Raw genomic sequence first — 23,512 nt, 5'->3', positions numbered from 1 at the left:
GGGTGCTGCGCGAGATTCTTTTCGGCTCGTTGCTTGTGCACGTGGTCCATGTCGAGTTCGCAGACGTTCCGGATGAGCGTCGCGAGGTGTGGATCCGGCGGTGGCCCGGGGCCGGGAATGGCCCGGGCCGTGCGAAGACGAGGATGTCGTCGAGGGAGGCCGTCAGCGTCGGAATGGAGGTGATGCGAAAGTGAGCGGTGGCTCTTCCTGCGCCTTGGTCTCGACTCTGCCGAACGTTATACCGTGTCCTCCCGTTCCGGAGTGTGTTGTTCAGCGGCCGAAGAGGCGTGCGAAGAAGCCACTCCGATTTGCTTCGGCGGCGGCTGTTTCGCTTGCGGCGTGCTTGCCGTTGCACCATTCCGAGGACGGAACGCTTGCTTTCACCATGTCGACGTGCTGACCGCAGCCCGCCCAGGTGGTCTTGTGGCAAGTGCGGCACTTCACGGGTCGGCACATGTTGGGTCCTCTCGCTCCTGGTGTCCAAATACCCTGGGGGGTATTGTGAGGACAATATACCCCCGGGGGTACTATGGTTGTCAACCGCAGGCCAAGCGAAGAGGAGCCGGGATGAGCGTTGAAGAGCGGCATGAGACCGCAACCTACGGGCACGACCCGGAGGCTAAGCGGAAGGTTGTGAATCGGCTTCGTCGCGCGCAGGGTCAGCTGGCGGCGGTGATTGGAGCCATCGAGTCAGATGCCGACTGCCGTGAGGTGGTGCAGCAACTGGCCGCTGTTTCCAAGGCCCTTGATAGGGCCGGTTTCCTCGTCATCTCGTCCTCGCTGAAAGAGTGCCTGGCGAACCCGGACTCTGCAGATGCTCCAGGGCCTGATGAGCTTGAGAAGCTCTTCCTCTCGCTTGCTTGATCCATTTTCCTGGAGCGGCCAGTCTGATCATTTGTTTCGGGAATGAGGGAGAGTTGCGCGGAACTTCGAGTATGGGAGGAATCGCCGAGCCATCCGGAACGCGTCACTGTGCCCGGCGAGATGTCACGGAAGACCGTCGCGGTGGCCCTCCTGGATGAGCGAGCTCGGGGTCGTGCAGGTGCTCCTCTGCAGCCTGGTCGGCGGCGATCTCGAGATAGTGCGGCGGACACGGGCATTGCCGAGCGTGACTCCTCGAGGATCGACTGGCGGATAGACTGGCGCACTGGTGCTGTTCTGTCCCATTCCCTAGGCTGGGGTCACGCCACGACGAGGGAGCAGCGATGACGCAGGACCACCCAGCCCACGGACCGATCGATCCGTTCGCCGCGGTTCCCGACGCTCCGGCCTTCGAGCTGACGAGCACCGACATCGAGGATGGTGAGCCGCTTCCGGCGGAGGTCTACGCGACCGGTGCGGGTGGAGCGAATCGGTCTCCGCAGCTCTCCTGGTCGGGGTTTCCGGCTGAGACGCGCAGTTTCGCTGTGACGTGCTTCGACCCCGATGCACCCACCGGGTCCGGCTTCTGGCACTGGGCGGTCGCGAACATTCCCGCCGATGTCACGTCGCTGCCCTCGGGGGCGGGATCGCCGGGAGCGGAGGCACAACTACCCGAGGGGGCGCTCACGCTGCCGAACGAGTTGCGCGAACCCGCGTTCACGGGTGCCGCTCCGCCGGAGGGGACCGGTGTGCATCACTACTGGTTCGTGGTGCACGCGCTGAACGTCGAGCACCTGCATCTCGACCCGCAGTCGACTCCCGCTGTGCTGGGCTTCACGATGCGCGACGCCGTGATCGGTCGCGGAATCATCGTGGCGACCGGAGCGTTCGACGCCGCAGGGTGATGGAGCCGGCAGAGGCGGTCAGCGGCCGCCGAGCAGCGGCTCAGGCGTGCTCGTGGCCCGACCAGGCCTCGGTGAGCTCCCGCTCGACGCGCATCCAGAAGCTCTGCATGATGGAGCTGGATCGGGCCCCGGTCCAGATCATGCAGTGCTGGCCCGATTCGGGTTCTGCGCGGACCCACTCGTCGAGCCAGGCGTCGACCGCCGTGGCGAGCGCCTGGCCGCGGGGCACTCCGATTCCGGGTCGTGAGGAGCCGGCGAGCCCTTCGCGGCAGATCCAGGTCACGCTGACGCGGCGCGGGGTCTCGATGGTCTCGATCTGCATCGGGGCGAAGACCTCGATGAAGATCGTGCCGTAGCTGTTGGCGGGGAGCTCGGCGCACCAGGCGCGGATATCGTCGAGGTCGCTCGCGTCTCCGGCTGCGAGAATACAGTCGACGGTCTCGGGGGTGCCGAACGTCGAGATGCCGGTCGAGTGCTCACTGAATGCCACGACTCCATAATAGGCAAGCCTTACCTACGTCCGACGAAAACTCAGCCAATATTCAGGAAGTCGCGGCGGACGGCAGCGGCCATTGCGAGAGACTGCTGGGATGACTCGTGCGCAGGTTCTCAGAGACCGCATCGTCGAGCGAGTGCACGACACGGGCTTCGACGCCCACGGCCTCCAGGTGCACGTGGGCACCGACGTGGCGGAGCACCGGTGGACCCCCGACGTGCGCGAGGACATCCACTCGGCGGCGAAGGCCGTGTGCGTCCTGGCGGCCGGTATGGCGGCCGACGCCGGTCTCGTCTCCCTCGACGAGCCCGTCGCGGCGTGCTTCCCGGAAGCGCGCATGGGAGCCGGTGTCGAGCACGTCACGCTGCGGCGCTTGCTTTCGATGAGCAGCGGTATCGACTTGCCGTGGTCCGAGACCATGATGACCGACTGGCCCGATCTGGCGGTCGAGTTCCGCGGTCGGCGATCACGCGGTCGAGTGTTCCAGTACTCGAACGCGAGCACCTACACCGCGATGCGCGCGCTCGCGGAGCGGGTTGGGGACCCCGTGCGGTTTCTCGAGCCCCGACTGTTCGGTCCGCTCGGCATTGAGGGTGTCGTGTGGGATCGATGCCCGAACGGGTGGATCCTCGCAGGGGGCGGGCTCCACCTCCGCACCGCGGAACTCGCGAGCATCGGCCTGCTCATCCGCGATCGTGGCGTCTGGCGTGGCGAGCGCCTGATCTCAGCGAAGTGGATCGACGCCATGCACAGCGACTGGGTCCGTGCCGGCGAGTCCCCCGGGTACGACCGGTACGCGCTCGCGGGGTGGGGCGGGCCTGGAGACGCATGGCGGCTCCACGGCGCTCACGGGCAGCTCGTCATCTTCGCCGGGAACGCAGTGGTGACGCTCACGGCGCACGATCATTTCGGGGCGGATGCGATGGCCGAGTTCGTGGTCGAGGCGGCCGGGCAGCTCTGACGCCCGGATGGATGCCCGCGGTCGGTCCGGCGGTGTTCGCTGGACGATCGGGCACGAGAAGGCTCATGGACGCGACGATCGTTCGGTGAGCGGGGGTGCCAGAGCCGGTCTGGGCCCCGATCCGCAACCGTTCGATCACGATACGCGACGGGTGCAACGCCGGTAGGCTAGTCGCGTCTACGATGCTGAGTGACGTAGTTTCACAACGCGTTCGATTCGTACACCGTGGTACTCGCCGCGGTGATCCCTATGTTCGAAGGACATCATCCATGCGACAGACCTCGTTCCGCCGCCGCGCGCTCGCGCTCGTCGGCCTCTCCGCAGCTGCGGCCCTCACCCTGACCTCCTGCGCGAACGGCAACGATGCCGGCGACGAAGGCGCGGGCGGCGAGGGCGAGAGCTACAGCATTGGCATCAGCCAGTTCGCTCCGCACCCCGCGCTCGACGCCGCTTCCGAGGGCTTCAAGGCCGCCTTCGAAGAGGCCGGTCTCGAGGTCGAGTTCGACGAGCAGAACGCTCAGGGAGAGCAGGCGACCGCCGTCACCATCGCGGAGTCGTTCGCGAATGAGGACCTGGACCTCGCACTCGCGATCGCGACCCCGGCCGCGCAGGCGCTGGCGAGCTCCGTCTCGACCTACCCCGTCCTCTTCACCGCAGTGACCGACGCCGTCGAGGCCGATCTCGTCGATTCGAACGAGGAGCCCGGCGGCAACATCACCGGTACCAGCGACGCGGTGCCGCCGGAGGCGCTCGAGGGCCAGTTCGACCTCATCACCGAGATGGTGCCCGACGCGAAGAAGGTCGGCATCGTCTACGCCTCGGGCGAGGTCAACTCTGAGGTCCAGGTCGAGCAGGCGACGGAGGTCGCGGCGGATCGCGATCTCGAGATCGTGACGCAGACCGTCACCACCGCGAACGACATCGCGCAGGCCACCGAGGCGCTCGGCGATGTCGACGCGATCTACGTGCCGACCGACAACATGGTCGTGAACGGCATCGCTGCGCTCGTGCAGGTCGCCGAGCAGAAGCAGATCCCCGTGATCGCCGCTGAGGCCGGTACCGTCGAGGGCGGTGCGATCGCCACGATGGGCATCGACTACGAGGCGCTCGGCAAGCAGACCGGCGAGATGGCGATCGCGATCCTCGAGGGCGGCGACCCCGCCACCACCCCCGTCGAGATGGCGGCGACGCTCGCGAACACTGTGAACCCCGCTGCGGCGGAGCGCATGGGCGTCGAGATCCCCGACTCCGTCATGGAGGGTGCGGACGTCGTCGAGTAACCGCTCGGCGACTCCCGCTTGAAGTACTCGGCCGGTTCCCCGGCCCCGCGAGCCGCGGAGCCGGGGAACCGGTGGCCGAGCGGCGCCCAGGCGTCGCACTGCAGAAGGATGCGTGTAAGGAAATGACGTCATGATCGGCGCCCTCGAACTCGGAATCATCTACGGCGTCATGGCCTTGGGTGTCTACCTCACCTTCAAGGTGCTGAACTTCCCCGACCTCACGGTCGACGGCAGCTTCACCACCGGTGCCGCGGTGGCGGCGTCCATGATCACGCTCGGGCAGAACCCGTGGCTCGCCACACTGGCGGGTGGAGCCGCAGGCATCGTGGCCGGCATCATCACGGGTGTGCTCCACACCAAGGGCAAGATCGACGGGCTCCTGGCCGGGATCCTGACCATGATCGCGCTGTGGTCGGTGAACCTGCGCATTATGGGCACCACCAAAGAGGACGCCGTGAGCACGTCGAACCTGCCGCTCCTCCGTGCCGACACCGTCTTCACGCCCCTCGCCGATGCCGGCATCGCGCGCAGCTGGATGAGCATCGCCATCGTGGCGGTCGCCGTGATCATCGTGAAGCTCCTGGTCGACTGGTTCCTCTCGACGAATCAAGGCCTCGCCATCCAGGCCACGGGCGACAACGGCCCGATGATCCGCAGCTTCGGCGTCAGCACCGATCGCACCACGATCCTCACCCTGGCGCTCTCCAACGGTCTCGTCGCGCTCTGCGGCGCGCTCGTCGCCCAGTACCAGGGGTTCGCCGACATCAGCATGGGCATCGGCCTCATCCTCGTCGGCCTCGCATCGGTCATTCTCGGCCAGGCGGTCTTCGGCCAGAAGTTCATCTGGATTGCGAGCCTCGCGGCGGTGCTCGGCGCCGTGCTTTACCGCCTCATCATCTTCTTCGCCCTGCAGGTCGGTCTCGACCCGAACGACATGAAGTTCGTCACCGCCGTCCTTGTCGTCGCAGCCCTGCTGCTGCCGCGCTGGGGGTTCCTGAAACGCGTCCCCCGACTGCGGCGAGCAGCAGGCACAGTGGTCCTCGACCAGCCTGCGCCGGCGCTCGCGGCGGCTGACTCGGCCGCCGATGTCACCGGAATCGGTGACGAAGCGGGCGAGGGCCCCGATGCCGCACCGGCCGGAACCCCCGGATCCGCCCACCGCACCACGACTCAGCACCAGGGGGAGTAATGCTCGCCATCGACCAGATCTCCAAGACCTTCTTCCCCGGCACCGTGAACGAGCGCCGCGCGCTCGTCGAACTCGGTCTCCGGCTCGACGAGGGCGATTTCGTCACCGTCATCGGCTCGAACGGTGCCGGCAAGTCCACGCTGCTGAACGCGATCTCCGGGCGCTACACCGTCGACAGCGGACGCATCGAGATCGACGGCAAGCTCGTCAACCGGCTCAAGGAGTACCAGCGGGCGAAGTTCCTCGGCCGGGTGTTCCAGGATCCGATGGCGGGCACCGCACCCAGCCTCACGATCGAGCAGAACCTCGCCCTCGCCTCGCGTCGCGGTCAGTCGCGCGGTCTCGGCCCAAGTCTGTCGCGCGGCCAGCGCGAGGGCTTCAAAGAGCACCTGGCGACGCTCGAGCTCGGACTCGAGAACCGGTTGACCGCGAAGGTCGGACTGCTCTCCGGTGGTCAGCGCCAGGCGCTGTCGCTGCTCATGGCAGGGTTCACCAAGCCCCGGATCCTGCTCCTCGACGAGCACACCGCCGCCCTCGACCCGCAGCGTGCCGCGCTCGTCACCCAGCTCACCGAGCGCATCGTCTCGCAGGGAAATTTGACGACGCTCATGGTGACGCACAACATGGAGCAGGCGCTCGCCCTCGGCAACCGTCTCATCATGATGCACGAGGGGCGGATCGTCTTCGAGGCTGACGCCGAGCGGAAGCGCACGCTGACCGTGTCTGGCCTGCTCGACGAGTTCGCCAAGATCAAGGGGGCGACGCTCGACGACCGGGCGATGCTCGGGTAGGGCGCTTCCTCAGTCCTGTGCGGACTGCGAGCCGGACTCGAGGGGTGCGATGTTCGGGAAGTCCTCGAAGATGAGCAGGGTTCTCGTTCCCCGCACCGAGGGAATGGACTGGATCCGCTCCAGCACCACGCGGCGCAGGTCGCGGTTGTCGCGCGCCCGCACGAGCAGCATGACGTCGTACTCGCCTCCGACGAGGGCGATGTGCTCCACTTCGGGAATCTCGAGGAGACGATCGCGGGCGTCCTGCCAGTCGGCCTGGTCGACCGAGAGCGTGACGTAGGCGGACGAGTGCTTGCCCGCCAGTACGGGGTCGGTGCGCACCGTGAACGCGGAGATGACACCCTCCGCGACCAGTCGCTTGAACCGGGCGTGCGCACTCGCGCGCGAGATGAATACGGACTCCGCGAGCGTCGTCATCGATGCCCGGGCGTCGCGCTTCAGCACCTCGATGATCTTGAGGTCGATGTGATCCGGTTCCATGGTGCCCCTTCGCTCCAACACAACTGCGGGCGAGTTTGGACATCCGTTCGTCATCATCGCCGCAACGTACGTATTTGTACAGAGTATCAGTCGTCCGGCTGAACAGACGGCTTCTCGGCGGGCAGTATGGGAGCACATCATCTTCAAGGAGGAGGAGCGAGTGCTCAGCGCAGAATCGACGATGCTTCCACGCAGCGCCCCGGTGACGCTCATCGACGCGGAGGGTTCGTCCGTCGCCGACGACCGGTACCCCATGCCCGAGACCGACCGGCTCTCGGCCGCGTACGCCGCGCTCGTCGCAGGCCGTCGGATCAACGACCAGTGCAACGCTCTCGTCCGCCAGGGGCGTCTCGCCGTGTATCCATCGTCGAATGGGCAGGAAGCGTGCCAGGTCGCCGCGGCGCTCACGCTGGGGGAGCACGACTGGCTCTTCCCGACCTACCGTGATTCGGTTGCGATCATCACCCGCGGGGTCACCGCGGCGGGTGCTCTCGTGCTGCTTCGGGGCGACTGGCACTCGGGGTACGACCCGAACGAGTTCCGCGTAGCCCCTCAGGCGACACCGCTCGCGACGCAGCTGCTGCACGCAGTCGGGTTCGCGCACGCCGCGAAGCTGCGGGGGGAAGACACCGTCGTGCTGGCAATGTGCGGCGATGGAGCCACGAGCGAGGGCGATTTCCACGAGGCGATGAACTTCGCCGCCGTGTTCCACCTGCCGGTCGTGTTCTTCGTGCAGAACAACGAGTTCGCGATCTCGGTGCCGCTGTCGCGGCAGACGGCGGCTCCGTCTCTCGCGCACAAGGCGATCGGGTACGGCATGCCGGGGCAGCGGGTCGATGGCAATGACGTCGCCGCGCTGCTCTCGGTGCTCGACGCGGCCGTGGAGCGGGCACGTGCGGGCGAAGGGCCGAGCCTGGTCGAGGCGCACACCTATCGCATGCTTGCCCACACGAACGCCGATGACGACACGCGCTACCGCGAGCGAGCTGAGGTTGAGGCGTGGGTCGAGCGCGATCCGATCGTGCGGGTGCGCGCGTACCTGCGTCAGCAGGGGCGACTCGATGAGGCGCTCGAGAGCGAGGTCGCCGAGGCGGCCGAGCAGGTCGCCGGAGAGTTGCGGGCCGCGATGAACGCGGACGCCGACCTCGACCCCGAACAGCTGTTCTCGCACGTCTTCACCGAGCGCCCTGCCCAGCTCGACGCGCAGTGGGAACAGCTCCACGATGAACTCGATCGCACGGAGGCCGCATCATGAGCGTCGAGACGATGACGATGGCCGCGGCACTGAACCGTGCCCTCGCTGATGCCATCGAGGCGGACGATCGTGTCCTCGTCTTCGGTGAGGACGTCGGGGCGCTCGGCGGAGTGTTCCGGGTGACGGACGGACTGACGGAGCGCTTCGGCGAGACCAGGTGCTTCGATACTCCGCTCGCCGAATCGGGGATCGTCGGCACCGCCGTCGGCATGGCGATGAACGGCATGGTGCCGATCGTCGAGATGCAGTTCGACGCGTTCGCCCTGCCCGCGTTCGAGCAGATCGTGAGCCACGTCGCCAAGCTGGGCAACCGGACTCGCGGTGCGACCCGGCTGCCGATGGTGATCCGGATCCCCTTCGGTGGCGGGATCGGTGGGGTCGAGCACCACTGCGACTCCTCCGAGGCCTACTACGCCCACACGCCCGGTCTCACGGTCGTTTCGCCCGCGACACCGCAGGATGCCTATTCGCTGTTGCGCGCCGCCATCGCATCACCTGACCCGGTGGTCTTCATGGAGCCGAAGAAGCTGTACTGGTCGAAGGGTCCAGTCGACACGTCGGTCACGGCCGACCTGCGGCGTGCTGCCGTCGTGCGCGAGGGCACCGACGTCACCCTCATTGCGTACGGCCCGTCGGTTCCGATCGCGCTCGAGGCGGCCGAGGCGCTCGCGGAGGAGGGACGCAGTGCGCAGGTCGTCGACGTCCGCACGCTCACGCCCTTCGACGACGCGACGGTGACCGGAGCGGTCAGGGGCACCGGGCGCGCCGTGGTCATCGCCGAGGCGCCCGGGTTCGCCAGCGTCGCGTCGGAGATCCAAGCGCGCGTCTTCGAGCAGTGCTTCGAGTACCTGGAGGCGCCGGTCCGGCGCGTCACCGGGTTCGATACGCCGTTCGCGTCCCCGAAGTTCGAGCACTGGTACCTCCCCGACGTCGATCGTGTCCTCGACGCCGTCGACTCCCTCCACTTCGAGGAGGTCACCGCATGAGCGCCGCACAGATCTTCCACCTTCCCGACCTCGGCGAGGGCCTGACCGAGGCCACGCTCATGCGCTGGCTGGTCGCGGTGGGCGACGAAATCGCTGTCGACGCCCCGATCGCCGAGGTCGAGACGGCGAAGAGCGTGGTCGAGCTCCCGTCGCCGTTCGGCGGCGTCGTCACGGCGTTGCACGGCGCTGAGGGCGACACGATCAACACGGGGGCACCCGTACTCGAGGTCGGCGGGCAGGCCGCGGACGACAGTGCGCGAGGCTCGCACGCTGACCCGTCGGCACCCGCGGAGCACGAGGTGTACCGCGAGGAGGAGCGCGCCGGATCCGGCAACGTGCTCATCGGATACGGCACGGGCGCGGGACCGGCGAAGGGGCGCCGCAGGCGGCGAGGTGGGTCAGGGGCGGGGCTTCCGGCCGCCGCCACCCCGACGAGCTCGGCGGCACCCGTCGCTGCGGCCGTTGAGACCGTTGAGGATCGCCCCCGCACCGTGGCTGTACGCTCGCCGATCGTGCGCCGGCTCGCGCGCGAGCTCGGGATCGACCCCCGCGATGTCGACCCCACGGGAGCGGACGGAGCCGTGACGCGGGCCGACGTGCTGCGCGCTGCAGAGGCGCACACAGGGGCGGAGACCGCCGGTCGCGCCGAGATCCCGAACCCCGGAGGGTCGACGGCGCCGCACGGTCCGCTGGGCGTCCTGCGGACGGAGAAGTTCTCCCCGCTCAGAAAGGCGGTCAGCGCGAAACTCAGCCGCAGCCGCTCGGAGATTCCCGAAGCCACCGTCTGGGTCGATGCCGACATCACCGAGCTCTGGAAACTGCGGGGCAGAATGGCGAGTGGCGAGGACGAGCGTCCGCCGTCGTTCACCGCGCTCCTCGCGCGGTTCACGCTCCTCGCGCTCGAACGCTTTCCGCTGCTCGCCTCCCGAGTCGGCGAACGAGGCGATGAGCTGATCGTGTTCGACGGGGTCAATCTCGGGATCGCCGCCGACACCGCGCGGGGCCTGCTCGTCCCGGTGATCCCCCGAGCAGACACGATGCCGCTCGCGCGTCTCGACGCTGAACTGCGCACACTGGGAGCCGATGCAAGGTCGGGCAGGATCCCGCCCGAACGCCTCAACGGATCCACCTTCACCGTGAACAACTACGGGAGCCTCGGCGTGGACGGGTCCGCCGCGATAATCAACCACCCGGAGGTCGCGATCCTCGGCGCAGGCCGCGCGATCGAGCGCCCGTGGGTGGTCGGCGGCGAAATCGTGCCCCGCCGCATCGTGCAGCTCTCACTGGTCTTCGACCACCGCGTCTGCGACGGAGGCTACGCCGCCGGCTTCCTCCGGAGTGTCGTCGACCTGCTCGAGCAGCCGCTGAGCGCCTACTCGCGCGTGTGAGGGGAGGGCTGCAGGGGAGCGGCGTCACTCCCTTGCGCTGCCCGCCACTCCTCGGCGAGGAGCGCGTATCCCAGTCCGTCGACCCACCCGAGGTCGCGATGCAGGGACTCGCTCACAGTGTGGAGCTCGAGCCGCATCCCGAGGCGTTCCGCGAGCCGGCGTGACGGGGCGTTCGCCGCGAACATGTTCGCGGTGACGCGGCGGAGCCCGAGGTCGGTGAAACACAGTCGGATCGTTTCGCGGAGTGCCTCGGCTGCGTACCCCCGTCCCGACCAGTCGGGGTGCAGAGTCCAGCCGAGCTCCGCCTGCACCAGAGTCGCCTGGGTGGAGACCTCTCGTTGAGCCCAGCCATCCTCGATGCGCACCATGATGTCGCCGATCACGCGATCCTCGCGTGCGATGATCAGGTGATTGCCGTGGCGGGTGGCGAAGTTCGCATCCCAGTCGGCGCGATCCGCGGGGTGCCAGGAGGTCCAGCGTCCGACGTCTGCGAGTCGACGGTAGGCCCAGACAGCCGCTGCATCGGAGAGGTCGGCGCGGCGGAGGGTCAACCGCTCGGTGTGCACTGGCCAGGTGACGCGATCGAGCAGTGCATCGGGTGGAGCATCGGTCTCGGGCATGAGTCCAGTATCTCTGGAGCTGGTTCGCTCACTCGAGCTTCACCTGCTGATCGTCGGTGGTCAGGGATTGCGGGCTCGACCTTCACGGTGCGCTCGAAAACGACGATGCGCTCGCCCGGAACCGTGGTTCGGGACGAGCGCATCGTCGATTTCGAGGAGAACGTGAATCAGGTGCCTACTGCACCACGCCCATCACCTCGTTGGAGCGGGTGTTCAGTGCCACGCCCTTCGGTTCCTTCACGAGGGAGACGGCGATGAGCGAGATGATCGTGACGCCCAGGATGTAGAGGCCGATGGTCCACGACTGACCGGTCGCACTGAAGACGAGGTCGGCGATCAGCGGAGCGAAGGCGCCGCCGAAGATCGCGCCGATGGCGTAGCCGATCGAGACGCCCGAGTAACGGATGTCGGCGGGGAACATCTCGGCGTACAGCGCGGCCTGCGGTCCATACGAGAGTCCGAGGCCCACCGTCATGAGGAACAGTGCGAGGAAGTACATGACGATGTTGCCGGTGTCGATGAGGAACCACATCGGGATCGCCCAGATGCCGAGCAGCACGTAGCCGATCTGGAAGGTGCGCACGCGCCCGAGACGGTCGGAGATGATGCCGCCGAAGAGCGTGAAGATCAACCAGCCGAACGAGGCGAGCGTGGTGGCGAGCAGCACCGGCGGGCGGGCGAGGCCGAGGCCGCCGTCCGCTTCGGGGCGCGTCGCGTACGCCGAGAAGAACGCGATGAGCAGGTAGCCGGCCGCGTTGTTCGCGATGAAGATGAGTGCGGCGAGGATGACTTCCTTGGCGTGCTTGGAGAATAGCGTCTTGAGCGGCGCGGCCGACTCGCCCTTGCGCTGCTGCAGCTCCTTGAAGATCGGCGACTCCTCGACCGCGCGGCGGATCAGGTAGCCGACGGCGATGAGCACGATGGAGAACAGGAACGGGATGCGCCATCCCCATGCGAGGAACTGCTCCTCCGTCATGGCGGTCGTGATGACCCACATGGTGGCGGTGGCGAGGATCATGCCGACCGGAACGCCGATCTGGGGGTACGCGCCGAAGAGCCCGCGCTTGCCCTTCGGGGCGTGCTCGACCGACATGAGTGCGGCGCCGCCCCACTCGCCTCCGGCGGAGAAGCCCTGCAGCACGCGCAGCAGCACGAGCAGCACCGGTGCGGCGACACCGATCTGAGCGTAGGTCGGCAGCACGCCGATGAGTGCCGTGGCGAGGCCCATCATGATGAGCGTGAGCACCAGCATGCGCTTGCGGCCGATCCGGTCGCCGAGGTGGCCGGCGACGACAGCGCCGAGCGGGCGGAAGAGGAACGAGATGCCGAGAGATGCCCACGCGACGATCTGACCGACCGTCTCGCCCGCCGGCGCGAAGTAGAGCGTCGCGAAGACGGCGCCCGCGGCCTGTGCGTAGATGAAGAAGTCGTACCACTCGATCGAGGTGCCGACGAGGGTGCCGGCGAGGACCCTGCGCTCCTCGCGCTGGCGGACTGCGGTGTCTGACATGTGAACTCCGTCGTTCGTGAAACCAGTGCCGGCGACCCTGTGCCGACCGACCGTTCGGACAGTAAAGTACTGTACAGGCAGGAGCCGTTGCGCCACAATGGCACCGCGGCTATCGTGATATTGTTACCGAACGTTCAGTCACTAAATCAGCGCTGATCGGGTGCGACAGGGAGGTCTCAACCCATGACCGAAGCGTATCTCGTGGGCGGCGCCCGTACGGCCGTCGGCCGCTACGGCGGCGCCCTGGCGGGCGTACGACCCGACGACCTCGCAGCGATCGTCATCGCCGCAGCGGCAGACCGCGCAGGTGCTCCGAGAGACGCCTTCGACGAGGTGATCCTCGGGGCCGCGAACCAGGCTGGCGAGGACAACCGTAACGTAGCGCGGATGGCCGCCCTGCTCGGCGGCTTCCCGGACACCCTTCCCGGCTACACCGTCAACCGCCTCTGCGCCTCGGGCATGACGGCGGTTGCGAACGCGGGCCAGGCGATCCGGGCCGGAGACGCCGACCTCATTCTCGCGGGCGGCGTCGAATCGATGACCCGGGCGCCGTGGGTGCAGGCGAAACCCGGCAAGGCCTGGGCGAAGCCGGGAGACCAGTTCGACACCTCCATCGGATGGCGCTTCACGAACCCCGAGTTCCTTCGGCGCGAGAAGGCGACATTCTCCATGCCCGAGACGGCGGAGGAAGTGGCGCGCGTCGACGGCATCAGCCGTGAAGACGCGGACGCCTTCGCCGCAGAGAGTCATCGGCGCGCGCTCGCCGCCATCGAGGCCGGTCGATTCGCCGACGAGATCGTCGCGGTGGAGGCCCCGGCCGGGCGCGGCAAGACGGTGACCGTCGACACGGACGAGGGGCCTCGCCCGGGGACGACCGCCGAGGTGCTGGCGGGGCTGCGACCCGTGGTGGCGGGCGGCAGCGTCGTCACGGCGGGCAACTCTTCATCATTGAACGACGGGGCCAGCGCCGTGCTCGTCGCGAGTGAGCAGGCCATCGAGCGGCACGGGCTCACCCCGCGGGCGCGCATCGTCACCAGTGTCTCGGCGGCTCTCGCGCCGGAGATCATGGGTCTCGGTCCCGTTCCCGCGACGGAGCGGGCGCTCGAGCGCGCCGGGCTCGGCATCGACGACATCGGATCCGTCGAGATCAACGAAGCGTTCGCGACCCAGTCGCTCGCCTCGATCCGTCGACTCGGGCTCGACCCGGCACGCGTGAACGCCGACGGCGGAGCGATCGCGCTCGGCCATCCACTCGGATCCTCGGGGTCGCGCCTGCTCGTGACGCTGCTCGGACGTATGGAGCGCGAGGGATCCCGCTACGGGCTCGCGACGATGTGCGTGGGTGTCGGTCAGGGCACCGCGACGATCCTGGAACGGGTGTGATCGGAATGACGACGGAACAGACCGGACCGCTGCGCATCGAGGATCGCGGCACGCACATCCTCGCGACGCTGAACCGCCCCGAGAAGCGCAACGCGATCGATCAGGACCTCATCGACGCCCTCCACGAGCTCTGCGCCGACCTGGAGGCCGCGCCGCGCACCCTCATCATCCGCGGAGCGGGTGGCGACTTCGCGGCCGGGGCCGATATCGCGCAGCTGCGCGAACGCCGCGCCCCCGAGGCCAGGGAAGGCATCAACACCCGGGCCTTCATGCGCGTCCACGCACTCCCCATGCCCGTGATCGCGGTGCTCGACGGATACGCGCTGGGCGGCGGCGCCGAACTCGCCTATGCCGCAGACATCAGGATCGGCACGCCGACCCTCAAGATCGGCAACCCCGAGACCGGCCTCGGCATCATCGCCGCGGCAGGTGCCTCGTGGCGGCTCCGCGAACTCGTGGGGGAACCGCTGGCGGCGGAGATCCTGCTCGCCGGCCGGGTTCTCGACGCCGACGCCGCGCTCGCCGCGGGTCTCGTGACCCGTCTCGCCGACGACGGTAGCGCCGCGCTCGAGGCGGCCGAGCGGACCGCCGCGCGGATCGCGAAGCTCGACGCGGCGGCCGTGCAGGCCACCAAGCGCGTGCTTGCCGCACCGCGGGTCGCGCACCCCGAGATCGACCTCGCCGAGCAGGCGATCCTGTTCGAGAGCCCCGAGAAGGAGCGACGCATGACCGAATTTCTCGAGCGGAAGCAGGAACAGCGATGACCGAGACCGTACCCTCACGCGTCGGCGTGCTCGGCGGCGGCCGTATGGGCGCTGGTATCGCGCACGCGTTCCTGCTGGCCGGCGCATACGTTGTCGTGGTCGAACGCGACGTGGCTGCGGCTGAGGCGGCCCGCGAGCGCATCGAGAAGAGCATCGACGCGTCGATCGCCCGAGGCTTCGACGGCAGTGCGCCGCAGCTGAAGCAGGCGCTGACCGTGGCGACCGACCAGGGTGCATTCGGCGCGTGCCGGCTCGTGATCGAGGCGGTGCCCGAGTCGCTCGAACTGAAGCTCGAAGCGTTGCGCGAGATCGAGCGTCAACTGCCGCAGGACGCCGTGCTCGCCTCGAACACCTCGTCGATTCCGCTCGGGCGCCTCGCGGACGCGCTCGAGCGTCCCGAGCAGTTCATCGGTCTCCACTTCTTCAACCCCGTCCCCGCCTCCGCGCTCGTCGAGATCGTCGTCAGTGAGCACACCCACTCCGGCTTGCCCGACCGGGCCCGCACCTGGGTGGAGGCGCTCGGCAAGACGCCGATCACGGTCGCCGACGCGCCTGGCTTCGCCTCGAGCCGGCTCGGCGTCGCCCTCGCCCTCGAGGCCATGCGCATGGTGGAGCAGGGCGTGGCCAGCGCCCACGACATCGACCTCGCCATGGAGCTCGGCTATCGCCACCCGACCGGCCCCCTCCGCACGACCGACATCGTCGGGCTCGACGTGCGACTCGGCATCGCCGAGCAGCTCGAGCGCGAGCTCGGCGCGGGCTTCGCACCCCCGCAGATCCTCCGCGACATGGTCGCAGAGGGAAAGCTCGGCCGGAAGAGCGGCCGGGGCTTCTACGACTGGAACGACGCATGACCGCGGTGACACCGCATCCCGAACGCGGCGGAGCCGCACGACTGGAGGAATCCCGATGACGCGCACGCTGCAAAGCTATGTTCACGACTCCTGGTGGAGTCCCGCCGATGATGCCGAGGGCACCGAGGTGCGGGACGCTTCGACGGGCGAGGTCGTCGCACGCGTCTCGAGCGCGGGTCTGGACCTCGGCGCGGCGATGGAATTCGCCCGCACCACGGGGCAGGCGAGCCTGGGGGAGCTGACCTTCCACCAGCGCGCGGTGATCCTCAAGCAGCTCGCGCTGGCACTGACCGAGCGGAAGCGGGAGCTGTACGAGCTCTCCAGCCGCACGGGCGCCACGAAAGCCGACTCATGGGTCGACGTCGATGGCGGCATCGGAGTGCTGTTCACCTACTCGGGCAAGGGCCGTCGCGAACTGCCGAACTCCCGTGTGCAGCTCGACGGACCCGTCGAGGTGCTGGCGAAGGACGGTTCATTCCTCGGGCGGCATATTCGCACGACGCTGCCGGGCGTGGCCGTGCAGATCAACGCGTTCAACTTCCCGGTGTGGGGTGCGCTCGAGAAGTTCGCGCCGACGTTCCTCGCCGGCATGCCCACGATCGTGAAGCCCGCGACGCCGGGGGCCTACCTCGCCGAGCACATGGTGAGGATCATGGTCGAGTCGGGGCTGCTTCCGGCGGGATCGCTCCAGCTGGTATCGGGATCGGTCCGCGACGTCTTCGACCACGCGCGTCTCGGTGACATCGTCTCGTTCACCGGCTCAGCGTCCACGGCGGATCAGCTCCGCCGTCACGACGCCGTGCAGACGGGCGGCGTCCTCTTCAACGCTGAGACCGACTCGATCAACGCCTCTGTGCTCGGTCCTGACGCCGTCGAGGGAACGCCCGAGTTCGACGCGTACGTGCGCCAGCTCGTCTCCGAGATGACGTCGAAGGCGGGCCAGAAGTGCACCGCGATCCGACGCGCGATCGTTCCGGCCGAGTCGGCGGACGCCCTCGTCGCGGCCGTCGAGGCGCGTCTCGCCGAGAAGATTGTGGTCGGTGACCCGCGTGCGGAGGGCGTCACCATGGGGGCGCTCGCGTCTGCGGAACAGCGTGCCGAGGTCTTCCGCCAGGTGCAGCGGCTCGTGGAGGGCGGGGGGCGCATCGTGGTCGGAGAGGGCCAGGATCCTGCCGCGGAGGGCGCATTCGCCGAGCCGATGCTGCTCCGCTTCGACGACCCCGAGTCGCCGCGCGTGCACGACACCGAGGCGTTCGGACCGGTCTCGTCGGTGATCGCGTACGAGACTCCGGAGCAGGCCGCCGACCTCGTCGTGCGCGGCGGCGGATCGCTCGTCACCAGCGTCGCTTCGGCAGACGCGCAGTTCGTCGCCGACCTCACCCGCCGTACTGCTTCGGCCAACGGGCGTATCCTCGTGCTCGACCGTGTGGACGCGCGGAGCTCGACGGGCCACGGCTCACCCCTCCCTATGCTCGTTCACGGCGGCCCGGGTCGCGCCGGCGGCGGCGAAGAGCTCGGCGGGGTGCGCAGCGTGTTCCACTACATGCAGCGCACCGCGATCCAGGGCAGCCCCGAGATGCTCACCGCGATCACGGGCGTGTGGCATGCCGGTGCTGGGACGCGCGACGATCAGCACCCGTTCCGCAAGTCCCTTCAGGATCTCCGGATCGGCGATCAGGTCGTCTCCGAGGAGCGCGAGGTCACCCTCGACGACATTGCGCACTTCGCCGAGTTCACCGGCGACACGTTTTACGCGCACACCGACGAGGAAGCGGCGGCGGCGAATCCGTTCTTCCCCGGTCGCGTCGCGCACGGCTACCTGCTGCTCTCCTTCGCGGCTGGCCTCTTCGTCTCGCCCGCGCCCGGACCAGTCCTCGCGAACTACGGCCTCGAGTCGCTGCGGTTCATGACCCCGGTCTCGCCGGGGGACCGGATCCGCGTCGCACTGACCGCGAAGGAGATCATTCCCCGCGAGACGCACGACTACGGCGAGGTGCACTGGGACGCCGTGCTCACCAACCAGGAGGGCGAGACGGTCGCGACGTACGACGTGCTGACGCTCGTGTCGAAGACGCCGGAGATTCCGGCGGAGTAGGCGGGGTCGCCTGAGCTCGGGCTCGAGCCCCATGCACACCCCGCGAGTGAACACAGTTGGTTCTGAAGGAGTCGGCGGTTTCAGGGGGCTAGTGCAACACCGCTGATCAACTCGTCCAGCCTCTCACGCGGCGTGTAAAACCCCAACGTCTGACGCGGGCGACCGTTCAAGAGCTCCTGCACCTGGGCGATCTCCCCGTCACTGACACCATTGAAATTGGTTCCCTTGGGATAAAAATCACGGATCAACCCATTGAGGTTCTCGTTCGACCCCCGCTGCCAGGGCGAGTGCGGATCACAGAAAAACACCCGACACCCCGTCGCGACCGTGAACTCAGCATGCCGAGCCATCTCGACCCCCTGATCCCACGTCACCGTCTTGCGTAACTCCCCGGGCAACCCCTCGACCATCTCTTGCATCACCTGAACCACCGTGGCCGAGTCCCGCACCCCGGGAAGCCTGCCGATCAACGCGAACCGAGTCTGCCGCTCCACCAGCGTCACCAGTCCAGAGTTCCCCGGACCGACCACGAGATCCCCTTCCCAGTGCCCAGGAACTGCACGATCAGCAACCTCGGCAGGACGATCCAATAAGTGCGCCCCGTCCAACCACGGACGCCTCGTCCGCGCCGGCAGCTTGGACTGAGGGATGCGCCCGGTCCGTCCCGAACGGAGCGCTTTCTCGACAGTGAGTTCGTGCCGCAGGGCACCGGCGCCTTGCACGTACAGGGCTTGATAGATCGTTTCGTGCGACACCCACAACTCCGGACTATCGGGGAACTCGACCCGCAACCTGCCAGCGACCTGCTGCGGCGAACACTTCGCATTCAACCTATCGGCCACCAATGCTCGCAGGAACGTATCGTCGAGCTTTCTTGTTCGGGGAGATCTGCGCAGCAGCATCGTCCGATACTGGCTCGTCACAGCGTGATACCTAGAACCCCCGCTCCCAGCGTTCCCGTTCGGCAGGGGAGGGCGGGTCACTGGATGACGCCTCACCTCCCGAGACACTGTCGATACGTTCACTCCGAGATGCCGGGCAATCCGGCGATATGACCAGGCAGGTTCCATGCCGAGCGCGGTCTCGATGAACACCCGCTCTTCCAACCCCAGACGATGGTAAGCGCGCCCCGGGGAACGTTCCGCATCAGTAAGGTCTGCCCGGCGTGCATACCTGCGTGAGGTGTCCATGCCCGCTAGCCTGGCCCATTTCGTCACCGTGTTCCGGCTCATACCTCGCCCAGCAGCGACCGCTTCAATCGACCCGACGCGCACCACCTCGTTCAAGACAGCGGACCATGCCTCGTCCGAGTAGTTCCTCGGCACCCTTGCCATACACACCTCCATCAATGAAGGTGTTGCACTAGCCCCCTGAAACCGCCGTCCGATCTGGAACAAACTCCGTTCACTCGGCAGATACGCCTCACGGCTCTGCGTCTGCATTCGGCCCCGCGGACCCCCGCAATGGCGATGACGAAGCAGGTGACGGGCTTCGCCGGGTGGAAATCTCACGCCTACACTCGTGAGCAACCCCGGCGCAGCGCACTGATGTGTGACGGCCGAGGTTCATTTCTTCCCGGTCTTGAGCGAAACCCTCGGATCTGAACGAGGCGTCATCACAGGCGTCGCCCCAAACGCGTGCCTACGAAGTACTCTCAGAGCATGAGATTCTTGCGTGCAGTACTTTTCGTGCTCGCCACGCTGTTCACGATCAGTCTTGTCGCTCTCGGGGGGATCTCGGTAGTTAAGTTCTCCACTGAGGGGGAGAGGTTCGCCGGCTCCGAGTGGCTCGTCGGCCTGGGCTTCGGGGCGATGTGGGTGGCCCTCGCGTGTCCGGTACTCATCGCCCTGGTCGCAGTGGCGGTTGGCCTCCGGCGTCGTGCGGTGCGGACCGCAGCCGCAGCTCAACAGACGCGCGTGGCGGGTGCGATCAGCGGAAGTCGCGACTCTCGTTGACCCGCAGGCCCGAGCGAACGTAGGAGAGCACCGAGTCGGCGAGTGCCTCCGGTGTGACGGGCCCATCGGGCCGGTACCACTCGACGAGCGAGTTCACGAGCCCGAAGGTGAAGCGCGCTGCGAGCCCTGGGTCGAGATCGTCGCGCAGTGATCCCTCGTCGCGAGCGCGCGCGAAGGTCTCGCGCAGGCGGCTGGTGAGCGCGCGCCGCCGCTCCATCGAGCGCCGTTCGACATCGGAGTTGCCGTGCAGTCGGAGGAGCAGCGTCAAGTACTCGCGCCGCTCGCACGCGACGATCACGGCTTCCCTCACGATGAAGCGGATGCGCGAGACGGCGTCTCCCTCGCGAGCTTCGGCCTCATCGAAGACGCGCTCGAGCTCGCCGAGCGCGCGCTCCAGTGCGAGCTCGAGCATCTCCCCCTTGGATGAGAAGTGATGGTACACGGCGGACTTCGACAGGCCGAGGCGCTTGGCGATCATCTCGAGCGATGAGGCGTCGTAGCCGTGGTCGGTGAAGACCTCGACGATGACGGCGAGCATGCTGTTCTGGTCGTGGCCCGGCCGGCCGCGGCGCGGGGCGGGAGTGGTGTCGTTCACGTCCGGGTCCTCTCTCATGCGTCGCGCGGGCGTTCCGGCAGGGGAGCATTCCGCCGAGTACAAGCTACCGCAGGTCGTACAGCCGCTTCAGCTTGCCCTCAGAGCGGGGCAGCGATCCCGGTGCGACGATCTCGATGCCGAGCGTCGTGCCGACCCGCTCCTTCACGAGCGTGCAGAGCAGCTTGCCCGCGACCTCAGCCTCGGCGTGATCGACGTCCTCGCGGGGCTCGATCTTCACGGTGAGGTGGTCCATCGCGGCGTTCTTCGTGAGTTCCAGGATGAAGTGGCTGCTGAGCTCGGGGATCTCGAGCGCGATCTCTTCGATCTGCGTCGGGAAGAGGTTCACCCCGCGCAGGATGATCATGTCGTCGTTGCGCCCCGTGATCTTCGCGATTCGACGGTGCGACGGACGAGCGGACCCCGGGTGCAGCGATGTGAGGTCGCGGGTGCGGTATCGGATCATCGGGAACGCTTCTTTGGTGAGTGTCGTGAACACGAGCTCTCCGGTCGTGCCGTCGGGCACCTGGCGCAGGTCGTCGTCGATGATCTCGGGGAGGAAGTGGTCCTCCCAGATGTGGGGGCCGTCCTGCGTCTCCACGCACTCGTTGCCGACGCCTGGCCCCATGATCTCGGAGAGGCCGTAGATGTCGACGGCCTTGATGTCCATGCGTTCCTCGAGTTCGGCGCGCATCGCGTCGGTCCAGGGTTCCGCGCCGCAGATGGCGACCTTGAGGCTGGTCGTGCGGGGGTCGATGCCGGCCTGTTCGAACGCGTCCGCGAGGGTGAGCAGGTAGCTCGGGGTGCACATGATCGCGTCCGGCCGGAAGTCGGTGATGAGCTGGATCTGCTTCGCGGTCTGCCCGCCCGACATCGGGATCACGGTGCAGCCGAGTCGCTCGATCCCCGCGTGGACACCGAGTCCGCCCGTGAAGAGGCCGTACCCGTATGCGTTGTGCACCATCCACCCCGGGCGGACGCCCGAAGCGTAGAGGGACCGGGCGATGAGGTCTGCCCAGTTGTCGAGATCCTGCTCGGTGTAGCCGACGACGGTGAGGCGCCCCGTGGTGCCCGAAGAGGCGTGCACGCGTCGGACCTGGTCCATCGGCACGGCGAACAGGCCGAAGGGGTAGTGCTCGCGCAGGTCGCTCTTGGTGGTGAAGGGGAGCTTCTCGATGTCGGAGAGCTGCTGGATGTCCTCAGGCTTCACCCCGACCTCGTCGAACCGCTGCCGGTAGAAGGGGACGTTCTCGTATGCGTGACGCACCGTCCACTGCAGTCGCTGGAGCTGCAGTGTCTCGAGCTCCGCGCGACTCAGGCGCTCTTCGGGGTGGTAGCCCGTCTCCTCGGCTGTGGTCGTCATCGTTCGCTGTGCCTCTCTGCCGCTGCGCGTCGTGGTGGTCTCGGGGATGTCGATGATGCTCATGCGCCGGCCTCCGCTGCAGTGCTGTCGTCCGTGGGTGCGTCCGAGGGGATCGGGATCGGGCGGTTCGTCGCGAGCGATCGTCCGCGGAACTCCGCGACGACCTGCCCCTCCTGGTCGGCGACCGTCACGTCGTAGAGGCCGTTGCGGCCCGAGAGCCAGCGGCGCTCGGCAGTGGCGGTGAGGGTGTCGCCGGCGTGGCTCGCCCGCGTGAAGGTGACGTCGACGCCCGAGGCGACGACAGCTGTGTCGGCCTCGTTGCAGGCGTAGGCGAATGCCGTGTCGGCGAGGGTGAACACCATGCCGCCGTGTGTGATGCCGAAACCGTTGGCCATGTCGTCGCGGACGCGCATCGAGAGTACCGCCCGACCGCGCTCGAGCTCGTGGATCGTGATGCCGAACGCACGCTTGGTGTTGTCGGTGAGCAGCATCGCGGTCGCCGACCAGCTCGGATCGAGAGCGACTTCGTGCTCGATGCCCTCGCGGGTCTGCGTCGCGTCGGTGGCCTCTGCCTGCGTATTCGTCGGTGAATTCATGTGCGCTCCATTGCGTGCCATTTGGCCCTCGTCGGTTCCGGTCCGCGATTGCGGCCGAAGCGAAAAGCGGTATACTCACTGAATGGTCGGTAAGTAATTTCCCTCGTGAAGACTACCACCAAAAGACGGAAGAACAGCAAGACCGGATGCGCAAGTCTGACGCAAGGAGGCACCAGATGTCGATCACGGCGACCACCGAACCAGCCGAGCAGGCCGACCAGGCACACTTCGATGCGGTCATCGAAGCCGATCAGCGCATCGAACCGCGCGACTGGATGCCCGAGAAGTACCGTCGCACGCTGATCCGCCAGATCTCGCAGCACGCGCACTCGGAGATCATCGGCATGCAGCCCGAGGCGAACTGGATCACCCGCGCTCCCAGCTTGAAGCGCAAGGCGATCCTTACCGCGAAGGTGCAGGACGAGGCCGGGCACGGCCTCTATCTCTACGCGGCGGCCCAGACGCTCGGCATCACCCGCGAGGAGATGACGATGCAGCTCATCGAGGGGAGGGCCCGCTACTCCTCGATCTTCAACTACCACACGCCGACCTGGGCCGACATGGGCGCGATCGGCTGGCTCGTCGACGGTGCGGCGATCTGCAACCAGGTGCCCCTCTGTCGCGCATCCTACGGCCCGTACGGGCGCGCGATGGTGCGCATCTGCAAGGAGGAGTCGTTCCACCAGCGCCAGGGCTTCGAGATCTTGATGGAGCTCTCGAATGGCACCCCTGAGCAGAAGCAGATGGCGCAGGACGCGGTCGACCGCTGGTACTGGCCCGCCCTCATGATGTTCGGCCCGAGTGACGAGCACTCGCCGAACTCGGCGCAGTCGATGGCCTGGAAGATCAAGCGCTTCTCGAACGATGAACTGCGGAACCGGTTCGTCGGCATGTGCGTGCCGCAGTTCGAGGCGCTCGGTCTCGAGTGCCCCGACAAGGATCTCCGATTCGATGAGGAGACCGGCACCTGGATCACCGGCGAGATCGACTGGGACGAGTTCAACGCCGTCCTCGACGGGCGCGGCCCCGCGAACACGCAGCGGATCCGTCACCGGCGCGAAGCGCACGAGGCCGGAGCCTGGGTGCGCGAGGCCGCCGCGGAGTACGCGCGGAAGCAGCGCGAGCGCGATCAGCAGCCTCTCGCGGCGTAGGCCCGCCGCACACCGAGCACACGAACAGCAGACCAAG

The 23,512-nt window shown here is 67.6% G+C and carries 23 protein-coding genes; 15 read left to right on the top strand and 8 right to left on the bottom strand.

All coding sequences use genetic code 11. The annotated features are described in order from the left end of the window. Nucleotides 1-567: 567 nt before the first annotated feature. A complete protein-coding gene (locus tag K8P10_RS14365) occupies nt 568-864 on the top strand; it encodes a metal-sensitive transcriptional regulator (protein ID WP_224779568.1) in 297 nt (98 codons plus the stop codon). 341 nt (nt 865-1,205) lie between these two features. Next, on the top strand, nt 1,206-1,766 hold the full coding sequence (locus K8P10_RS14360) for a YbhB/YbcL family Raf kinase inhibitor-like protein (RefSeq protein WP_224779567.1): 561 nt from the start codon (nt 1,206-1,208) through the stop codon (nt 1,764-1,766). 40 nt (nt 1,767-1,806) lie between these two features. Here K8P10_RS14360 and K8P10_RS14355 read toward each other — a convergent pair whose 3' ends face one another. Further along, nucleotides 1,807-2,256: an SIP domain-containing protein gene (locus K8P10_RS14355; RefSeq protein ID WP_224779566.1), complete on the bottom strand. Its 450-nt coding sequence runs from the start codon at nt 2,254-2,256 to the stop codon at nt 1,807-1,809. Nucleotides 2,257-2,356: 100 nt separating this feature from the next. Here K8P10_RS14355 and K8P10_RS14350 point away from each other — a divergent pair, with 100 nt between their 5' ends. The 4 genes from K8P10_RS14350 to K8P10_RS14335 all read left to right on the top strand — a co-directional run bounded on the left by K8P10_RS14350 (nt 2,357) and on the right by K8P10_RS14335 (nt 6,483). Continuing rightward, nucleotides 2,357-3,223: a serine hydrolase gene (locus K8P10_RS14350; RefSeq protein ID WP_224779565.1), complete on the top strand. Its 867-nt coding sequence runs from the start codon at nt 2,357-2,359 to the stop codon at nt 3,221-3,223. A 269-nt stretch (nt 3,224-3,492) separates the two neighbouring features. Further along, nucleotides 3,493-4,503 (top strand): ABC transporter substrate-binding protein, encoded by a 1,011-nt coding sequence (locus K8P10_RS14345; protein ID WP_224779564.1) that lies wholly within the window; start codon nt 3,493-3,495, stop codon nt 4,501-4,503. Nucleotides 4,504-4,633: 130 nt separating this feature from the next. Further along, a complete protein-coding gene (locus K8P10_RS14340) occupies nt 4,634-5,692 on the top strand; it encodes an ABC transporter permease (RefSeq protein ID WP_224779563.1) in 1,059 nt (352 codons plus the stop codon). Beyond that, complete coding sequence (locus K8P10_RS14335) at nt 5,692-6,483, top strand: ABC transporter ATP-binding protein (RefSeq protein WP_224779562.1); 792 nt, start codon at nt 5,692-5,694, stop codon at nt 6,481-6,483. Before K8P10_RS14340 ends, K8P10_RS14335 begins: the two co-directional genes overlap by 1 nt. A 9-nt stretch (nt 6,484-6,492) precedes the next feature. Here the strand turns inward: K8P10_RS14335 and K8P10_RS14330 are convergent, their stop codons facing one another. Beyond that, the gene (locus K8P10_RS14330) at nt 6,493-6,963 is read right to left on the bottom strand and encodes an Lrp/AsnC family transcriptional regulator (RefSeq protein ID WP_224779561.1); all 471 of its coding nucleotides are present in this window, start codon (nt 6,961-6,963) and stop codon (nt 6,493-6,495) included. A gap of 181 nt (nt 6,964-7,144) precedes the next feature. On the opposite strand from K8P10_RS14330, the gene pdhA reads away from it, so the two are divergent. Genes pdhA through K8P10_RS14315 form a run of 3 tightly spaced genes read left to right on the top strand, consistent with a single transcriptional unit; the run spans nt 7,145 to nt 10,592 of the window. Then, nucleotides 7,145-8,218 (top strand): pyruvate dehydrogenase (acetyl-transferring) E1 component subunit alpha, encoded by a 1,074-nt coding sequence (gene pdhA, locus K8P10_RS14325; RefSeq protein ID WP_224781303.1) that lies wholly within the window; start codon nt 7,145-7,147, stop codon nt 8,216-8,218. Then, a complete protein-coding gene (locus K8P10_RS14320; RefSeq protein WP_224779560.1) occupies nt 8,215-9,204 on the top strand; it encodes an alpha-ketoacid dehydrogenase subunit beta in 990 nt (329 codons plus the stop codon). The genes pdhA and K8P10_RS14320 overlap by 4 nt, the downstream gene beginning before the upstream one ends. Then, nucleotides 9,201-10,592, top strand: a complete 1,392-nt coding sequence (locus tag K8P10_RS14315; protein ID WP_224779559.1) for a dihydrolipoamide acetyltransferase family protein — start codon at nt 9,201-9,203, stop codon at nt 10,590-10,592. Before K8P10_RS14320 ends, K8P10_RS14315 begins: the two co-directional genes overlap by 4 nt. Here the strand turns inward: K8P10_RS14315 and K8P10_RS14310 are convergent. Beyond that, nucleotides 10,577-11,212, bottom strand: coding sequence for a GNAT family N-acetyltransferase (locus K8P10_RS14310; RefSeq protein WP_224779558.1), 636 nt, complete (start codon nt 11,210-11,212; stop codon nt 10,577-10,579). The two genes, K8P10_RS14315 and K8P10_RS14310, sit on opposite strands and share 16 nt — an antisense overlap. 175 nt (nt 11,213-11,387) lie before the next feature. Next, entirely contained in the window at nt 11,388-12,722 is a 1,335-nt protein-coding gene (locus tag K8P10_RS14305; RefSeq protein ID WP_224779557.1) for an MFS transporter, read from the bottom strand. 183 nt (nt 12,723-12,905) lie between these two features. Here K8P10_RS14305 and K8P10_RS14300 point away from each other — a divergent pair, with 183 nt between their 5' ends. From K8P10_RS14300 to paaZ, 4 genes are read left to right on the top strand one after another with little or no spacing between them, the layout of a single operon-like run. Beyond that, nucleotides 12,906-14,105 carry a thiolase family protein gene (locus tag K8P10_RS14300; protein WP_224779556.1) on the top strand — a complete coding sequence of 400 codons (1,200 nt, stop codon included), beginning with the start codon at nt 12,906-12,908 and terminating at the stop codon, nt 14,103-14,105. A 5-nt stretch (nt 14,106-14,110) separates the two neighbouring features. After that, the gene (locus K8P10_RS14295; protein WP_224779555.1) at nt 14,111-14,869 is read left to right on the top strand and encodes an enoyl-CoA hydratase/isomerase family protein; all 759 of its coding nucleotides are present in this window, start codon (nt 14,111-14,113) and stop codon (nt 14,867-14,869) included. Then, complete coding sequence (locus K8P10_RS14290) at nt 14,866-15,723, top strand: 3-hydroxyacyl-CoA dehydrogenase family protein (protein ID WP_224779554.1); 858 nt, start codon at nt 14,866-14,868, stop codon at nt 15,721-15,723. Before K8P10_RS14295 ends, K8P10_RS14290 begins: the two co-directional genes overlap by 4 nt. Before the next feature lie 55 nt (nt 15,724-15,778). Then, a complete protein-coding gene (gene paaZ / locus K8P10_RS14285) occupies nt 15,779-17,818 on the top strand; it encodes a phenylacetic acid degradation bifunctional protein PaaZ (protein ID WP_224779553.1) in 2,040 nt (679 codons plus the stop codon). Nucleotides 17,819-17,898: 80 nt separating this feature from the next. Here the strand turns inward: paaZ and K8P10_RS14280 are convergent, their stop codons facing one another. Beyond that, nucleotides 17,899-19,008, bottom strand: coding sequence for an IS30 family transposase (locus tag K8P10_RS14280; protein WP_224778578.1), 1,110 nt, complete (start codon nt 19,006-19,008; stop codon nt 17,899-17,901). 471 nt (nt 19,009-19,479) lie between these two features. Here K8P10_RS14280 and K8P10_RS14275 point away from each other — a divergent pair, with 471 nt between their 5' ends. Then, complete coding sequence (locus K8P10_RS14275) at nt 19,480-19,773, top strand: hypothetical protein (RefSeq protein WP_224779552.1); 294 nt, start codon at nt 19,480-19,482, stop codon at nt 19,771-19,773. On the opposite strand, the gene K8P10_RS14270 is transcribed toward K8P10_RS14275, so the two are convergent. From K8P10_RS14270 to paaI, 3 genes are all read right to left on the bottom strand, one after another. Beyond that, nucleotides 19,748-20,368, bottom strand: a complete 621-nt coding sequence (locus K8P10_RS14270) for a TetR/AcrR family transcriptional regulator (protein WP_224779551.1) — start codon at nt 20,366-20,368, stop codon at nt 19,748-19,750. The two genes, K8P10_RS14275 and K8P10_RS14270, sit on opposite strands and share 26 nt — an antisense overlap. A gap of 64 nt (nt 20,369-20,432) precedes the next feature. Next, nucleotides 20,433-21,728 (bottom strand): phenylacetate--CoA ligase PaaK, encoded by a 1,296-nt coding sequence (gene paaK / locus K8P10_RS14265; protein WP_224781302.1) that lies wholly within the window; start codon nt 21,726-21,728, stop codon nt 20,433-20,435. Between the two features lie 59 nt (nt 21,729-21,787). Further along, on the bottom strand, nt 21,788-22,324 hold the full coding sequence (paaI, locus tag K8P10_RS14260) for a hydroxyphenylacetyl-CoA thioesterase PaaI (protein WP_370631898.1): 537 nt from the start codon (nt 22,322-22,324) through the stop codon (nt 21,788-21,790). Between the two features lie 176 nt (nt 22,325-22,500). On the opposite strand from paaI, the gene paaA reads away from it, so the two are divergent. After that, nucleotides 22,501-23,475 (top strand): 1,2-phenylacetyl-CoA epoxidase subunit PaaA, encoded by a 975-nt coding sequence (paaA, locus tag K8P10_RS14255; RefSeq protein ID WP_224779550.1) that lies wholly within the window; start codon nt 22,501-22,503, stop codon nt 23,473-23,475. Nucleotides 23,476-23,512: the final 37 nt, after the last annotated feature.

The organism is Leucobacter sp. Psy1 (assembly GCF_020096995.1).
In the GTDB taxonomy this organism is placed as follows: domain Bacteria; phylum Actinomycetota; class Actinomycetes; order Actinomycetales; family Microbacteriaceae; genus Leucobacter.
The sequence above is the reverse complement of the archived record's forward strand: the minus strand, read 5'-3'. Positions and strand labels throughout refer to the sequence as shown.

What these genes read in the sequence shown, in the direction of transcription:
- K8P10_RS14360 (WP_224779567.1), top strand. Translation starts at nt 1,206, where the DNA reads ATGACGCAGGACCACCCAGCCCACGGACCGATCGATCCGTTCGCCGCG.
- K8P10_RS14290 (WP_224779554.1), top strand. Translation starts at nt 14,866, where the DNA reads ATGACCGAGACCGTACCCTCACGCGTCGGCGTGCTCGGCGGCGGCCGT.
- K8P10_RS14315 (WP_224779559.1), top strand. Translation starts at nt 9,201, where the DNA reads ATGAGCGCCGCACAGATCTTCCACCTTCCCGACCTCGGCGAGGGCCTG.
- paaI (WP_370631898.1), bottom strand. Translation starts at nt 22,324, where the DNA reads ATGAATTCACCGACGAATACGCAGGCAGAGGCCACCGACGCGACGCAG.
- K8P10_RS14345 (WP_224779564.1), top strand. Translation starts at nt 3,493, where the DNA reads ATGCGACAGACCTCGTTCCGCCGCCGCGCGCTCGCGCTCGTCGGCCTC.
- paaZ (WP_224779553.1), top strand. Translation starts at nt 15,779, where the DNA reads ATGACGCGCACGCTGCAAAGCTATGTTCACGACTCCTGGTGGAGTCCC.
- K8P10_RS14320 (WP_224779560.1), top strand. Translation starts at nt 8,215, where the DNA reads ATGAGCGTCGAGACGATGACGATGGCCGCGGCACTGAACCGTGCCCTC.
- K8P10_RS14330 (WP_224779561.1), bottom strand. Translation starts at nt 6,963, where the DNA reads ATGGAACCGGATCACATCGACCTCAAGATCATCGAGGTGCTGAAGCGC.
- K8P10_RS14300 (WP_224779556.1), top strand. Translation starts at nt 12,906, where the DNA reads ATGACCGAAGCGTATCTCGTGGGCGGCGCCCGTACGGCCGTCGGCCGC.
- K8P10_RS14310 (WP_224779558.1), bottom strand. Translation starts at nt 11,212, where the DNA reads ATGCCCGAGACCGATGCTCCACCCGATGCACTGCTCGATCGCGTCACC.
- paaK (WP_224781302.1), bottom strand. Translation starts at nt 21,728, where the DNA reads ATGACGACCACAGCCGAGGAGACGGGCTACCACCCCGAAGAGCGCCTG.
- K8P10_RS14335 (WP_224779562.1), top strand. Translation starts at nt 5,692, where the DNA reads ATGCTCGCCATCGACCAGATCTCCAAGACCTTCTTCCCCGGCACCGTG.
- K8P10_RS14275 (WP_224779552.1), top strand. Translation starts at nt 19,480, where the DNA reads ATGAGATTCTTGCGTGCAGTACTTTTCGTGCTCGCCACGCTGTTCACG.
- K8P10_RS14365 (WP_224779568.1), top strand. Translation starts at nt 568, where the DNA reads ATGAGCGTTGAAGAGCGGCATGAGACCGCAACCTACGGGCACGACCCG.
- K8P10_RS14305 (WP_224779557.1), bottom strand. Translation starts at nt 12,722, where the DNA reads ATGTCAGACACCGCAGTCCGCCAGCGCGAGGAGCGCAGGGTCCTCGCC.
- paaA (WP_224779550.1), top strand. Translation starts at nt 22,501, where the DNA reads ATGTCGATCACGGCGACCACCGAACCAGCCGAGCAGGCCGACCAGGCA.
- K8P10_RS14295 (WP_224779555.1), top strand. Translation starts at nt 14,111, where the DNA reads ATGACGACGGAACAGACCGGACCGCTGCGCATCGAGGATCGCGGCACG.
- pdhA (WP_224781303.1), top strand. Translation starts at nt 7,145, where the DNA reads ATGCTTCCACGCAGCGCCCCGGTGACGCTCATCGACGCGGAGGGTTCG.
- K8P10_RS14340 (WP_224779563.1), top strand. Translation starts at nt 4,634, where the DNA reads ATGATCGGCGCCCTCGAACTCGGAATCATCTACGGCGTCATGGCCTTG.
- K8P10_RS14280 (WP_224778578.1), bottom strand. Translation starts at nt 19,008, where the DNA reads ATGGACACCTCACGCAGGTATGCACGCCGGGCAGACCTTACTGATGCG.
- K8P10_RS14350 (WP_224779565.1), top strand. Translation starts at nt 2,357, where the DNA reads ATGACTCGTGCGCAGGTTCTCAGAGACCGCATCGTCGAGCGAGTGCAC.